Genomic DNA, 13,768 nt, shown 5'->3' on the forward strand with positions numbered 1-13,768 from the left:
CCGCCCGCAGGTCAGCGCCCGTTGTGTGCGAACCGACTGCGGCCACGTCGGACGGGCTCACGCCTCGACGCTCGCCGCCTCCCGCGCCGTCGTGGCGTCGGCCGGGCCCGCGATATCAACCGTCGCGAGCAGTTCCCGATGGGCGCGGAACGCGACGTTCGGCTTGTACGAACGATATTGGTCAGGTGTTGCGCGGAGGCCGGGAATGGTCGTCGCGAGTCGCGTGAGCGCAATTGTTGCCTCGAGTCGCGCCAATCCCGCGCCAATGCAGAAGTGTGGTCCGTGACCGAAGGACAGGTGGTCTCTGCCGTCGGAGCGGTGCGGGTCGAACCGGTCCGGATGGGCGAAGACGGCCGGGTCCCGGTTCGCGGCTCCGATCAACAGCAGGCAGCGCGCGCCCGCCGGTATCGTGACCTCACCCAGCGTGACATCGCGGCGGGTCACCCGGAGCCAGCCGTCGATGGCGGGTGCGAACCTGAGCGTCTCGTTGACGAACGCGGGGACGGACAGCGGGTCGGCGGCGATCGCCCGCCACCGTTGTGCGGGGGACAGCGCCTGGTCGAGGGCGTGGGCGAGCAGCCCCGCGGTGGTCTCGTGACCGGCGACCAGGAGGTTGAAGGCGAGGCTCGCCACCTCGGCCACCGACAGCACGGCGTCGTCGTCGTCGCGGTAGGCCAGCGCCCGGCTGATGAAGTCGTCGCCGAGCTGCCCGCTGTCGAGCCGCTGGCGGACCAGTTCCTGGCAGTAGTGCCAGAACTCCAGCAGCCCTCGCGCCAGGCGGGCCTGTTCCTCCGGGTCCGGCTGCCCCCAGATGAGGGCGATCTGGCCGTCCGCCCAGCCCCGGATCCGGCCGATGTCCTCCTCGGGCACTCCGAGGATGTCCAGGACGACGAGCAGGGGCAGCTCGGTGGCGAACTCCGGGATGAGGTCGACCTGTCTGCCCTGCCGGGCGACCAGTCGGGTGACCAGTTGGTCGACCCGGCGGCGGACGATCGCGCCGTATTCGGCCTCGACCCGGTCCGGGGTGTTCGCGAAGGTCGCGCGCAGCGCCCGGCGGGTGCGGGGGTGTACGGGTGGATCCGCGGCGACGGTGGTGGGCGGCGCGTCGAGCTGCATGATCACACTCATGGCCTCCGGGCAGACCTCGTACACCGGGGCGAGGGTGAGGGCGTTGCCGAACGTGGCGGCGTCGGCGAAGGCGCGCCGGACGTGCTCGTGCCTGCTGATCAACCACAGTCCCAGATCCTCCGCGTGGTGCACCCCGGCGGGGTCGTCGAGAATGCGACGCCACATACTGGCCGGATCGGTGAGATAAATCCCGGAGAACGGACTCAACCGCATGGACGCCTCCTGCTGCGCGCGGCGCTAAATCGGCAGCGCCCACCATTCAGCGAACCGTGTCAGTCGGGGCCGATAATGGCGTGCATCTGCCTCTGACTCTTCACGGTGCGCTGCGTGCCAGCGCAAGTCAAGATTGGTGGGCATCTATTTATTAACCGTCCTAATTGCGGGCTGCAACGGACTGGCCCGCCTCGGCCGGATGCAAGTTGCTCCTTGGTGCTTGCCGAGTGTCAGCCCAGTTCGGCGGGCCGCACCGATGCGCACCGAGGCCGGTGCCGACCGTCATGACGGGCCGCGACGGCGCGACCGACCGCGTCGGGACGGATTCGACCGGACCGGCCATGATGGGCGGTGGAATTGACAGGTCGCCGCATTTCCCTCATGACCGGGGAAACGACATCCACGACGGCGGGTGACGGCGCGGGATCGTCGTCTGACCGCTGTGGGCGGTGTCCGCCGTCGCGGTTGTTCCACCGATCGGTCCGGTCACACCGAGCCGACGAACTGGTTGACGTCGTAGGCGGTGCCGCCGTGCACCCGCGGGGGTTCCGGCGTACACCGGAACCCCCGCGGTCGTCGCGCGTCACCTCATCGGTCAGGGAGCCCAGGGGGCGCTGACGTTCCAGGTGCTGTCGGCGGCCCACAGCGTCGGCGTGTTGTACGCGTCGCCGCCGGTGCCGTTGCTGAGCCACACCTCCGAGTTGTAGTGCCGCAGGAACTTGCCCCGGAAGTTGTACGACTCCAGCGACACGCCCGCGCCGGTCAGTCCGACGCGCGCGCACCAGGTGGCGTCGGCCCGCATCAGCGCCGAGCCGTCGTCCGGCGAGTTGCGGACCCGGGAGTTCTGGTGGCGCAGGTACTGCCCGGGAAAGTTGACCGACTCGAACGAGTAGCAGCCGGCGCCGGCCAGGCCGCTCCTGACGGTGTACGTGGCGTCGGCCTTGAGCAGGCTGCTGCTCGCGGCGTCGACCACCTCGGTGTAGGCGAGGCTGTCCCGGTGGCGCAGGTAGCGGTTGGTGAAGCCGGGCGTGGTGACCTGCAACGACCGTCGCGCGTTGACCGGCAGGGCGACGGGCGCCGAGCTGCCGACGGTCTTCGAGGCGTTGATCAGTGCGGTGTTGGCGGCGCGGACCCGCGCCTGGTCCATCTTGACCACCTGCCGGTCGTAGGTGAGGAATCCGTTCAGCTCGCCCTCCAGGTCGGTGATCTCGGTGTAGACCGAGGCGCTGAGACCCTTGCCGAGCATCAGGTTCTGGCTGCCCTGCACCAGCCCCACGTACCGGTCCGTGAGCGCGTTCGAACTGGCCTGCCACTCGTACGCGAAGAAGCTGCCGCTGGGGCTGTACTCGTGGCCCGGTGTGTGCAGGCCCAGACCGCCGAACTCGCCGAGCACGGCGATCCGGCTGCTCGACGGCGCGGGGGAGTCCGGCCCGAGGTAGACGTGCCAGTCGTCGATGTCGCCGTTGCCGGGGTCGCCGAGGGACTGGCAGCAGTTGTGACCGCTGTGCGGGTTGACCAGGCGCGTCGGGTCCTGGTTCTTGATGTTCTGCGCGACCCGTCGCGTGTCGGCCAGGGACCGCTCACCCCAGCCCTCGTTGTACGGCGTGTAGGCGATCACGGCGGGCGAGCTGCGGTGCTCGTCGACGATCTCGCGTGCCTCGGCCTCGAACTGCGCCTGCTGGGCGTCGGTGGGGTTGATGTCCTGGGCGGTCAGCGACGGGATGTCCTGCCAGACCAGCAGGCCGAGCCGGTCCGCGTGGTAGAACCAGCGCTGCGGTTCCACCTTGATGTGCTTGCGCACCATGTTGAAGCCCAGGTCCTTGTGCTTCTGCAGGTCGAAGGCGAGGGCGGCGTCGGTCGGCGCGGTGTAGAGCCCGTCCGGCCAGAAGCCCTGGTCGAGGGTACCGACCTGGAACACGAACTGGCCGTTGAGCTTGGGGCGCAGCACGCCGTTGACCAGGCCGGTGGTGATCTCCCGCATGCCGAAGTAGTGCGTGGTCCGGTCGACGGCGGCGCCGCTGGTGTTCCGTAGGGTGACCCGCAGGTTGTAGAGGAACGGGTCGTCGGGTGACCAGCGGCGGGCGTTGGGCACCGGCACACTGAAGTCGGTGAAGCCGCCGGTGGCCGTACCGACCACGGTGCTGCCGTTCAGCGCCTCGGCGAGCACGCTGTGGCCGCTCACGTCCCCCCGGGTGAAGACCCGGACCCGCAGGGTGTTGGTGGCGAGGTTCGGGTAGACGTCCACGCTGCTGATGGAGGCGGTCGGCACCGGCTCCATCCACACGGTCTGCCAGATGCCCGAGCTGGGGGTGTAGAAGATCCCGCCGGGGGTCTTGGTCTGCTTGCCGATGGCGGGCAGGCTGCCGTTCTGCCGCGTGTCGGTGGGATCCCAGACCTTGACCACGATCTCGTTGCTCCCGGCTCTCAGCTGGGGGGTCACGTCGAAGGTGAAGGCGTCGTAGCCGCCGGTGTGCGCGCCGGCCCGTACGCCGTTGACCCAGACGGTGCTCTGCCAGTCGACGGCGCCGAAGTGCAGCAGGGTCCGCCGGCCCGACCAGTTCGCCGGGATGGTGACGGTGCGCCGGTAGAACAGGTAGTTGCGGTTGTCGTTGGCGGCCAGTTGGATGCCGGACAGGGCGCTCTCCACCGGGAAGGGAACGTTCACCCGTTCGGGCAGGTCGGTGCCGAACTGCGGGGCGTCGTCGGTGGTCGACTGGCGTAGCTGCCACTCGCCGTTGAGGTTGAGCCAGTCCGGCCGGGTCATCTGGGGTCGTGGGTACTCGGGGAGAGGTGTGCCGACCAGGGCCTGGCTGGTCCAGGGTGTGGTCAGTGGCGGCGTCTTGGCCGGTGCGGCGTGGGCCGCCCGGGTTGGCGCGGCGAGAACGCCGGCGACCAGGGTGAGGATGAGCAGCAGCGGCAGGGCGGGGCGGATGGGGACCTGACGTGTCATGCCGTCTCCGGTGGGCGAGTCGCCGCGGGCGGTACAGCCGGGCCCGAAGCGCATGGGTGGTGGGCGTCGAGGATATTGACATCCATCATCGGCTGTATAACGTTATAGGGCCGTGCGGGGCGTCGCGTCAATCCTTGGTCGTCGATGCCGGGCCGGCCCGACAGTCGGATTCGTGAAGGGGTCGGCGGATGGCCGTCAGCCTGAAGGACATCGCCGAACGCGCCGGCGTCTCACTGGCCACCGTCTCCAACGTGGTCAACGGCTACCGACCGGTGGGGGAGCGGACCCGGCAGCGCGTGCAGCAGGCGGTCGACGAACTCGGGTACACCCCCAACCTCGGCGCCCGGCACCTCCGTCGGGGGCGTACCGGCCTGATCGCCCTGGCCGTCCCGGAGCTGAACAACCCCTACTTCGCCGAACTCGCCGAGATCGCCATCGCCGAGGCCGCCGGGCTCGGCTACACGCTCGTCATGGAGAACACCGCCGCGGACCGGGACGCGGAACTGGCGCTCCTCGGCGGCTCCCGGCGGCACATCATCGACGGACTCATCCTCAGCCCGGTGCGGATCGGACGGGCCGAGGTGCTGTCCCGGACCGCCGACAGCCCGCTCGTGCTGATCGGCGAGGGCGTGTACGACGTACCGCACGATCACATCGCCATCGACAACGTGGCCGCCAGTCACACGGCGATCCAGCACCTCGTGGCGATCGGTCGCCGCCGGCCGGCGTTCATCGGCGCCACGCCGGGTGGCGACCGGCAGTCGGCGCACCTGCGGGTACGCGGCTACCGCGAAGCCCTCGCCGCCGCCGGCCTGCCTTACCGCCCGGAGTTGGTCGCCCGCACCGACGCGTACGGCCGGCCCGACGGCATCCGGGCCATGCGTGACCTGCTCGCGCTCGGTGACCCACCCGACGCGGTGTTCTGCTACAACGACCTGGTCGCCGTCGGCGCGCTGCGGGCGTTGGCCGAGGCCGGTCACCGCGTGCCAACGGACGTCGCGGTGGTCGGCATCGACGACATCGAGGAGGGCCGGTTCAGTACGCCGACCCTCACCACGATCGCACCGGACAAGCGGGAGATCGGCCGTCTCGCGGTACGTCGCCTCATCGCCCGCATCGAGGGCGCGCAGGTCGCGGCGCCGCTGACCGTGCAGACCCCGTTCCGGCTCATCCGTCGGGAGAGCACCGGCACCGCGAGCGGGTGACGGCTACTCCAGGTGGAAGGTGGCCGAGCCGCGCTCGGCGCTCGTGCTCACCGCCTCCACGTAGAGCAGCCCGTCGCGGTGACGCACGTACCGGCCCGGGTAGTTCTGGGACTCCAGGGAGAGCCCGGCGCCGTCGGCGAGGCCGGACCGGCGTTGGAAGCTCGCGTCGCCGCCGAACAGAAAGGACCCGTCGCTCTTCTCGACGTACAGGGCGAAGCCCCGATGGCGCAGGTAGTAGCCCGGGAAGTTCGTCGACTCCAGCGACACCGTGCCGCCGCCGGCGAGGCCGTTGACGATCCGGAACTGCGAGTCGGCCAGGTTCGCCACGTTCGGCTCGACCCGGGCCCGGTAGTCGTAGTGCCGGATGTAGCTGCTGGCCAGATCGTGCGACCGCAGCCGCACCGGTGTGGCTCCGTCGGGCACCGGGATGCCGAAGTTCGGCGTGCCGTCGGCGTTCCAGTACAGCTTCTGGAGTCTGGTCCGCCGGTTCGGGTCGTTGAGCGGATCGCCCGTGATGTCCCGGTAGTTGCGGTCGTGATAGACCAGGATGTCGCTCTGCCCGTCCTCCGAGACGGTGAACGAGTTGTGGCCGGGGCCGTACTGGCCGGTGGCCGCGTTGCTGGTGAAGACCGGGGTGGGGCTCTTGCTCCAGGAGGCGGCGTCGAGCAGGTTGGCGGTGGCGGAGGCGCTCAGCATCCCGAGGCAGTAGTTGGCGTCCGTGGCGCTGGCCGAGTAGGTCAGGAAGAGGCGGCCGTTGCGTTGAACCACCGCGGGACCCTCGGCGACCCGGTAGCCGCGGGTCTCCCAGTCGTACGTCGGCACGACGAGCCGGGTCACCGTGCCGGTGATCTGCCACGGGTTGGCGCCCATCCGGGCGATGTACACGTTGGAGTTCGTCGAGATGCCCGGCTCCTGCTGAGCCCAGGTCAGGTAGCGCACCCCGTTGGCGACGAAGGTCGAGGCGTCCAGGCTGAAGGTGTCCCAGGGGGTCGTGATCCGGCCGCGTTCGGTCCACGAACCGGTCAGCGGGTTCGCGCTGGCGTTCTCCAGCACGTACATCCGGATTCGCCACACGTCGTCGGTCCGGCCCGCGGCGAAGTAGACGTACCACCGGTTGTTTATGTAGTGGATCTCCGGCGCCCAGATGTGGGCGCCCATCTCCCCGCTGGTGTGCCGGGACCAGATGGTCGTCTCCGCCGCGGTCGCCAGCCCCTGCAGCGTGGTCGCCCGTCGGAGTACGAGTCGGTCGTACTGCGGCACCGTCGCGGTCATGTAGTAGTAGCCGTCGGTGTGCCTGACGATGTGCGGGTCGGCCCGCTGGTTCACCAGCGGGTTCGTGTAGTTGACGGCCGGTGCGGCGTGCGCCGGCCCGGCCACCGGGAGGCCGGCCGACACGGCGAGCACGGCGAGCAGCGCGGCCAGAATCACCCGGGGGCGGCGGAGGACACGGCGGCCGGCACGCGCCGGGCCGATGGCTCGACGGGTGGCGGGACCGTCCGGGTGCGGTGGCATCTGTCCTCCGGATAGGGACGGGGCGCGAGCGGGCCGGGGAGACGGGCGGTCCCAGTGTTGGCGCTAACATTGATGAATGTCAAGGTAAGCGCACGGCGGCGCACCCCGTCCGCAGTGGACGGGGTGCGCCACGGTGTCAGCCGGAGACCTGCCGGTCCTCATCGACCGGTGGCCTCGCGGCGGTGGCCACCTCGATGCGGGGCGACCGGTCCGGCGGCAGGTGGGCGAGGTCGGCGATCACGACGACGTCGACCTCTCCGTCGATCATCGCCTGTTCGACCGTCTCCCATGGTGCCCGGAGGATCCCGTTCAACCGGTAGTCGTGCCGGCGGAGGTGGGTGAGACACGCCGCGACGGCGGGCTCCGACGGCTCGATGTCGGCGGGGATCCAGATAACGGCGATTTCCATGACTTCTCCTGATCAACGTCGTGGACGCGGGTGGGTGATCAGGAGCTGCCGGGGTGGGGGAGGACCACGCTCCACGGGACGGCCGGCGGCGCGCATGTCGACGGCGGCGACGGCGCGTCCTCGCCACAGCGGCGAGCTGGGCGGTGGGTCCTCGGTGGTCGACGTCGTGGTGTCGGCGCCGCTGACGCCGGTGGCCGCGGTGACGGACGCCAGCGACCGTACGAGCGCGGGCGGCCCCGGCACGGGACGGGCGGGCGGGGTGGGCGCGGGAGCCGTGGCGGCGGCCACCGCGACCCGCTGTCCCGCGGGCACGCGACCCTCGCGGGCGCGGGACACCGTCGCTGTCGCGGAGGGCGCGGGCGACGACGGCGCCGCGGTACGGCCCGGGGAGGCGGACGGGACGGGTGCGGCGGTCGACCGGGGCGACGGCCGGGTACCGGGCGGTCGGGTCGGTACCGCGACGGGCGGCGTGACCGACGTCGGCGTCGGGGCGGTGGTCCGGGGCAGGGCGGGGGTCGGGGGCAGGGGAACGGCCGAGGGCAACGGGATGGCCGACGGCAGTGGAATGGCCGACGGCAGCGGGATGGGGACCGTCAGGGGCGTCGCGATCACGTCGGGCACCAGCGCCTTGATGATCTTCGACGGGGTGGCGGCTCGCGCCGGCGGGGGACTGGTCGGCAGCGGCAGCGGTTCGGCGCCGGCTGGATCGGCGCCGACGGCCGCGCCGAGCGCCGCGGCCCCGAGTGCCGCCGCGGGCACCCAGTACCGCAGACGCATCAGTCGAGAGCCGGTGACAGTCGGGTCCAGGGGTACGCCCACGCCGACCCACCCTGTCGGTGCCGCCTGCCGAGCACCTGCTCGTCGCCCCACGCCGTCGCACCCATGGGTGGTTCTTGCCCCTCGGGAGCCAGGGCTACACCTCGCGTCGATGTGTCCGGGCAGCGGGCGGGCACCCCGGCGTGAGCGCCAAGCGACGGGCGCGAGGGCCGACCATCGCCGACAATGACAACGTGGCACCCGCCTTCGTCCTGCACCACCACCGCACACCACGACCGCACTTCGACCTGCGGCTCGAGGAGAACGGCGTGCTGCGCTCCTGGGCCGTGCCTCGAGGACTGCCGGCCACTCCCAGCGACAACCGGCTGGCGATCGCCGTGCCCGACCACCACCTCGACCACCTGACCTACGAGGACGCCGACAAGTCGATCGCCGACATCGGCACCTGGGAGGAGCACGACCGCACCGACCGCCGGATGCTGTTCACGTTGCACGGCCGCACCGGCCGCCGGCGGTACGCGCTCATCCGGACCGGCGAGGGGTGGCTGCTGCACCTGACGAAGGAACAGCCACCCGCCGAGCGCGGATAGGAGCCTTCCTCACGCCGGTGCGGGAGCACCCTCGGCGCCGAACCACCTCGCCAACGCGACGGCGAGCGTCCGCTGATCCTCGCCGACCCACGCGACGTGCCCGTCCGGCCGCAGCAGCACCGCCGGCACGTCCAGCTCCTCGCTGGTGCCGACGACGTGGTCGACCCGACCGGCCCAGCCGCCCACCGAGAGCGGCCCCGTCTGGTCGAGCAGCAGCCCGTTGCCGGTACGCATCAGCTCGAACAGGCGCCCGCTCTCCAACCGGATGTCGCGCAACCGCCGCCCCAGCAGGGCGTGGCCCGTCCCGAGGTCGTACCGGACGTTGATCGCCGTGATCTTCTCGATCAGGAACCGGTTGACGTCGTCGATGTCCATGAGCTGGGCCACCAACCGCCGGACCGCCTGCGGCCCCGGCTCGTTCGTCGTCAGCTCCATCTGGGCGCGCGTGTTGTCCAGCACGTCGGCGGCCACCGGATGCCGTTCCGACTCGTAGCTGTCCAGCAGGTCGTCCGGGGCCCAGCCGTCGACGGCCGCAGCCAGCTTCCAGCCCAGGTTGAACGAGTCCTGGATTCCGAGGTTGAGCCCCTGCCCGCCCATCGGGGGGTGGACGTGCGCGGCGTCCCCGGCCAGGAAGATCCGACCGGCCCGGTAGCGTTCGGCCTGCCGGGTGGCGTCGCCGAAGCGCGACAGCCAGCGGGGAGAGTGCACGCCGAAGTCGGTGCCGGCGTACCTGCGCAACTGCTGCTTGAACTCCTCGAACGTCGGCGGCACCGAACGATCCTCGGCCACGCCCTGGGCCGGCACGACCGCCCGGAACACCCCGGGACGGCCGGAGGGGCCGATACCGAAGCGCTTCTCGGTCCTGCGCACCTCGGTCATCACCGCGGTGATCTCGTCCGGAGGCGCTGTCACCTCCATCTCGCCGAGCAGGGTGTCGATCGTCGACGGCTCGCCGGGGAACCCGATGCCGAGCAGTTTCCGAACCGTGCTGCGCCCACCGTCGCAGCCGACGACGTACCGGGCCCGCAACGGCGTCGCGCCGTCACCCGAGACGTGCACCCTCACCCCGTCGTCGTCCTGCTCCAGTCCGACCACAGTGCTACCGCGCCGGATCTCGGCTCCGACGTCGGCCGCGTGCTCGGCGAGCAGTCGGTCGGTGAGCGTCTGCGGAATGCCGAGCACGTACCCGTGTGCGGTGTCCAGATTGGCCGGAGCTGGCTTCTCGATTCCCGCGAAGAATCCTCGAACACCACCGGGACCGAATGGATACCGCGAACCATTTTCCAGGAACCGTTCCAGCAGGCCCCGCTGATCAAGCACCTCGACACTGCGGACGTGCAGCCCGAGCGACCGCACGAACGGCGGCGGCTCCGCCTCCTTCTCCACCACGAGCACGGTGACGCGCCGCAGACGCAATTCGCTCGCCAGCATCATTCCGGTCGGTCCGCCACCGACGATGATCACATCGAACACGCATTCCCCCAGGTTTGCCGATTTTGCGCTCGGCCGACGATTCTGCGGCACCACCGGGGTCTTGCGGCAAGCCCTGGTATGGGATATATGTTGATAGTGGCAAGGAGTTCTCCTCCTTGCCTTTGTTGTTTTCCCGCCCGTCCGGCCCTGCTGCCCTGGCGCGGCGGGCGTCAGCCGAGCCGGTGTGCGTGCTCGTCCGGCGCGGTCCGCGGCCGCCAGGGATCCCCGGTGGCGCCGGCGGCGAGATGCCGTTCGTAGCTGGTCACCTTGGTGTCGATGAGGTCGAGGCAGTCGTGCAGCCGCGCGAGCTGCTCGGTGACGTGGCGTCGATGCTCGCGGAGCAGCTGGAGCCGGTCGGCCTCGTTGCCGTTGCCCTCGCGGACGAGCTGCGCCAGGCGGCTGATCGTCGTGAGCGGCATGCCGGAGGCACGGAACTTCACGCAGTTCGCCAACCACTCCACGTCCCAGGCGGTGTAGACCCGCCTGCCGGACGCGTCGCGGCGCACGTCGCTGGCCAGCAGTCCCCTTCGTTCGTAGAGCCGCAGGGTGTGCACGCTCAACCCCGTCCGCTGCGCCACCTGTCCGATGCTCAGATCCCGGTCCGCCACAGCGTCGACCGTAACCCGTTGACCTAGACCTCGGTCCAGCACCTAGCGTCCGCGACATGACCAGTGACACGCAGTTCGGTGCCCACAGCACGACCCGGGACGTCCTCGCCGGAATCGACCTCACCGGAAGGACAGCCGTCGTCACGGGTGGTTCCTCCGGCCTCGGTCTCGCCACGACCCTCGCGCTCGCCCGGGCCGGCGCCCGGGTCGTCGTACCGGCGCGCAGGCCGGACGCCGCACGGCAGACGCTGGCCGGGGTGGCCGGGGTCGAGGTCGACCAGCTCGACCTTGCCGACCTCGACTCGGTGCACGCGTTCGCCGAACGGTTCCTGAGTCGGCATCGTGCCCTCGACATCCTCATCACGGGTGCCGGGATCATGGCCTGCCCGCTGAGGCGGGTGGGACCGGGGTGGGAGGCGCACTTCGCGACCAACCACCTCGGTCACCACGCGTTGACGAACCTGCTGTGGCCGGCGCTCACCACCTCCGGCGCGGCCCGCGTCGTCTCGGTCAGCTCCGGGCGCAACCCGACATGGCGGATCCGGTGGGACGACGTGCAGTTTGCGCGCGGCTACGACAAGTGGGAGGCGTACACCCAGTCGAAGCTCGCGAACATCCTGTTCGCGTACCACCTCGACGTGCTCGGCAGGACGCACGGCGTCCGCGCCTTCTCGGTCAACCCCGGCTGGATCCTCACCGGCCTGCAACGACACCTCACCGTCGAGGAGATGGTCGCCGCCGGCTGGATCGACGCGGACGGGACGCCCCGACCGGGCCTGTTCAAGACGGTCGAGCAGGGCGCGGCCACGCAGGTGTGGGCCGCCACGTCACCGCAGCTCGCCGGGAGGGGCGGCGACCACTGCGTGGACTGCCGGATCGACGGGTCCGTCCACGACGACAGCGGTGACGCGGCCCGTCTCTGGTCGCTCTCGGCCGGTCTGACCGGCCTCGATCCCGTGGGCCGAGGCTGACGTGTCCGGCCGGTCGTACCCGCGCGCCGCCCCACCGGTGCCCTCGCCGCTCGTGGCGTCGTACGCCGGTCAGGTCCGGCGCCGGAACGGGGCGATGGTGGCGCGGATGTGGTCGGCCGCGCCCCAGTCGTCGTCGAACTGGGCCAGCACAGCGAGGTGCTGGCGCAACTGGACGATCGGCATGCGGGCCCGCCAACCGTCGTCGAGCCCGGTCAGCTCCGCGTAGACCTCGAAGAACCGTCGCGCCTCCGGTGGGGGCGAGGTGGACCACACGTGGGCGAGATCGACCTCGGCCCACGTGTAGGACACGGCCGGGTCGATCAGCGCGGGCCGTCCGTCCGGGGTGGCCAGGATGTTCTGTGCCCACAGGTCGCCGTGTGTCAGGCACGCGGGCCGGTCGGGCAGCAGATCGGGGAGCCGGCGACACAGCCGTTCCAGGGCAGCCCGGTCGCCGGCGTCGAGTGCGGCCTCGACGCGAGGCTCCCCGAGCCACCGAAGCAGCCGATGCCGCGCGAAGAACGCGAAGCCGTCGTCATCCCACGTGTTGACCTGCCGGCGGCGGCCCAACCAGTTGTCGTGGTGCCATCCGAAACGAGGATGGGTGGTGCTCCTGTGCATACGTGCCAGCTCGTGCGCGAACCGCTCCCAGAAGGCCTCGCTGTGCGGCCTGGGACGCAGCAGGGACAACACGAGCAGGTCCCGGTCCGCCAGGATCACCTCGGGGGTCGCCATGTCACCCAGTTCGCGCAGCGCGGTCAGCCCTTCGGCCTCCGCGACGAAGACGTCGTCGCCCGGCGCCTCGGCGAAGGCCTTGACGAACACCGGCGGCGCGGCCCGTCGGGTGGCTGTGCCGGCGAGCGCCGCGAGCCCGCCCGACGCCACCTCCACCGTGACGACCTCCCGCATCCCGGCCCGGAGCAGGCGTTCCCGCAGCAACGTCGTCGCGCGCATCGGGGTGGACTCCTTCCCCCACCCGGGTGCCGGTGGTGGCCTTGGCCGTCCCGCCCACGGCGGGGTTCGGCGAGGCGGTCACCGTATCAATGACGAACCTGCGCCTGTGAGCGATAACAAGCCCGGTGCGCGAGCGTCGTCGCGGCAAGCGGCGACCGCTGCCGGGGTATCGGCGTGGGTCGTTTGTTACGCCTTGACGAACGGCATGTTATCGCTCACTCTCGATGGAGAGGACGACGGCACGTGCGGCTCACCGGGCGAGTCCACCGGTCGTACCTCGGATCACGACGTCCCCCCGGGCAGGCGGACGTCACCTCAGGACCCTGAGCGGTCGCCGGCCACGGCCGGCCGGACCCGCGTGCGTCAGTACGAGATGGCCAGGATGACCGTCCCCGATTCCTCGGTCCAGCGAGCGCCGGCCGTACCGAACGGCTTCTCCGGTCCTGGGTGAAGTGGCACATCACCGATGCAACCACCGAGAAGGAACAACATGAGACCCAAGAGAACGCTGCTGGCGACGGCGACCCTCGCGGTCGCCCTGACCGCTGGCATGACGATGGCGCTGGCCCCGATGGCCAGCGCCGGGACGACCCTGAAGGCGTCGGCGGCCGAGAAGGGGCGCTACTTCGGCGCCGCCGTCGCGACGGGCAAGCTGTCCGACAGCCAGTACGTCGGCATCCTCAACAGCGAGTTCAACAGTGTCGTGGCCGAGAACGAGATGAAGTGGGATGCCACCGAGCCGCAGCAGGGGCGGTTCAGTTATACCGGTGGTGATCGTTTGGTGAGTCATGCTCGTGCGAATGGGATGAGTGTGCGGGGTCATGCGCTGTTGTGGCATCAGCAGCAGCCGGGGTGGGCGCAGGGGTTGTCGGGTGCTGCGTTGCGGAGTGCGGCGATCAATCATGTGACGCAGGTGGCGACGCATTTTCGGGGTCAGATCTATGCCTGGGATGTGGTGAACGAGGCGTTCGCTGATGGTGG

The 13,768-nt window shown here is 70.6% G+C and carries 12 protein-coding genes; 4 read left to right on the top strand and 8 right to left on the bottom strand.

Annotated elements, in window-relative coordinates; genetic code table 11:
- Positions 1–57: 57 nt before the first annotated feature.
- On the bottom strand, positions 58–1,341 hold the full coding sequence (locus tag ABZS77_RS19360) for a cytochrome P450 (RefSeq protein WP_354824350.1): 1,284 nt from the start codon (positions 1,339–1,341) through the stop codon (positions 58–60).
- A 595-nt stretch (positions 1,342–1,936) separates the two neighbouring features.
- Positions 1,937–4,291, bottom strand: a complete 2,355-nt coding sequence (locus ABZS77_RS19365; RefSeq protein WP_354824353.1) for an AbfB domain-containing protein — start codon at positions 4,289–4,291, stop codon at positions 1,937–1,939.
- 188 nt (positions 4,292–4,479) lie between these two features.
- Here ABZS77_RS19365 and ABZS77_RS19370 point away from each other — a divergent pair, with 188 nt between their 5' ends.
- Positions 4,480–5,496 carry a LacI family DNA-binding transcriptional regulator gene (locus tag ABZS77_RS19370; RefSeq protein WP_354824356.1) on the top strand — a complete coding sequence of 339 codons (1,017 nt, stop codon included), beginning with the start codon at positions 4,480–4,482 and terminating at the stop codon, positions 5,494–5,496.
- 3 nt (positions 5,497–5,499) lie between these two features.
- Here the strand turns inward: ABZS77_RS19370 and ABZS77_RS19375 are convergent, their stop codons facing one another.
- From ABZS77_RS19375 to ABZS77_RS19385, 3 genes are all read right to left on the bottom strand, one after another.
- Positions 5,500–7,008 carry a family 43 glycosylhydrolase gene (locus ABZS77_RS19375; protein WP_354824359.1) on the bottom strand — a complete coding sequence of 503 codons (1,509 nt, stop codon included), beginning with the start codon at positions 7,006–7,008 and terminating at the stop codon, positions 5,500–5,502.
- A gap of 136 nt (positions 7,009–7,144) precedes the next feature.
- Complete coding sequence (locus ABZS77_RS19380; protein WP_354824362.1) at positions 7,145–7,417, bottom strand: hypothetical protein; 273 nt, start codon at positions 7,415–7,417, stop codon at positions 7,145–7,147.
- A gap of 12 nt (positions 7,418–7,429) precedes the next feature.
- Entirely contained in the window at positions 7,430–8,236 is an 807-nt protein-coding gene (locus tag ABZS77_RS19385) for a hypothetical protein (protein WP_354824365.1), read from the bottom strand.
- 140 nt (positions 8,237–8,376) lie between these two features.
- Here ABZS77_RS19385 and ABZS77_RS19390 point away from each other — a divergent pair, with 140 nt between their 5' ends.
- On the top strand, positions 8,377–8,784 hold the full coding sequence (locus ABZS77_RS19390; RefSeq protein WP_354824368.1) for a DNA polymerase ligase N-terminal domain-containing protein: 408 nt from the start codon (positions 8,377–8,379) through the stop codon (positions 8,782–8,784).
- Between the two features lie 9 nt (positions 8,785–8,793).
- Here ABZS77_RS19390 and rox read toward each other — a convergent pair whose 3' ends face one another.
- Together rox and ABZS77_RS19400 are read right to left on the bottom strand one after the other, a co-directional pair.
- Entirely contained in the window at positions 8,794–10,257 is a 1,464-nt protein-coding gene (gene rox, locus ABZS77_RS19395) for a rifampin monooxygenase (protein WP_354824371.1), read from the bottom strand.
- Positions 10,258–10,427: 170 nt separating this feature from the next.
- Complete coding sequence (locus tag ABZS77_RS19400) at positions 10,428–10,865, bottom strand: MerR family transcriptional regulator (protein WP_354824374.1); 438 nt, start codon at positions 10,863–10,865, stop codon at positions 10,428–10,430.
- Positions 10,866–10,921: 56 nt separating this feature from the next.
- Between ABZS77_RS19400 and ABZS77_RS19405 the strand changes: the two genes are divergently transcribed.
- Positions 10,922–11,836 carry an oxidoreductase gene (locus tag ABZS77_RS19405; protein WP_354824377.1) on the top strand — a complete coding sequence of 305 codons (915 nt, stop codon included), beginning with the start codon at positions 10,922–10,924 and terminating at the stop codon, positions 11,834–11,836.
- A gap of 69 nt (positions 11,837–11,905) precedes the next feature.
- On the opposite strand, the gene ABZS77_RS19410 is transcribed toward ABZS77_RS19405, so the two are convergent.
- Positions 11,906–12,787, bottom strand: a complete 882-nt coding sequence (locus ABZS77_RS19410) for a fructosamine kinase family protein (RefSeq protein WP_354824380.1) — start codon at positions 12,785–12,787, stop codon at positions 11,906–11,908.
- A gap of 490 nt (positions 12,788–13,277) precedes the next feature.
- On the opposite strand from ABZS77_RS19410, the gene ABZS77_RS19415 reads away from it, so the two are divergent.
- The coding region (locus tag ABZS77_RS19415) for an endo-1,4-beta-xylanase (RefSeq protein WP_354824383.1) at positions 13,278–13,768 on the top strand (491 nt) is incomplete at its 3' end.

Origin of the sequence: Micromonospora sp. NPDC005298, assembly GCF_040607375.1 — a bacterium.
In the GTDB taxonomy this organism is placed as follows: domain Bacteria; phylum Actinomycetota; class Actinomycetes; order Mycobacteriales; family Micromonosporaceae; genus Micromonospora.

Excerpts from the sequence above, each read along its gene's own strand:
- ABZS77_RS19360 (WP_354824350.1), bottom strand. The coding sequence starts at position 1,341 with ATGCGGTTGAGTCCGTTCTCCGGGATTTATCTCACCGATCCGGCCAGT.
- ABZS77_RS19365 (WP_354824353.1), bottom strand. The coding sequence starts at position 4,291 with ATGACACGTCAGGTCCCCATCCGCCCCGCCCTGCCGCTGCTGCTCATC.
- ABZS77_RS19370 (WP_354824356.1), top strand. The coding sequence starts at position 4,480 with ATGGCCGTCAGCCTGAAGGACATCGCCGAACGCGCCGGCGTCTCACTG.
- ABZS77_RS19375 (WP_354824359.1), bottom strand. The coding sequence starts at position 7,008 with ATGCCACCGCACCCGGACGGTCCCGCCACCCGTCGAGCCATCGGCCCG.
- ABZS77_RS19380 (WP_354824362.1), bottom strand. The coding sequence starts at position 7,417 with ATGGAAATCGCCGTTATCTGGATCCCCGCCGACATCGAGCCGTCGGAG.
- ABZS77_RS19405 (WP_354824377.1), top strand. The coding sequence starts at position 10,922 with ATGACCAGTGACACGCAGTTCGGTGCCCACAGCACGACCCGGGACGTC.
- ABZS77_RS19410 (WP_354824380.1), bottom strand. The coding sequence starts at position 12,787 with ATGCGCGCGACGACGTTGCTGCGGGAACGCCTGCTCCGGGCCGGGATG.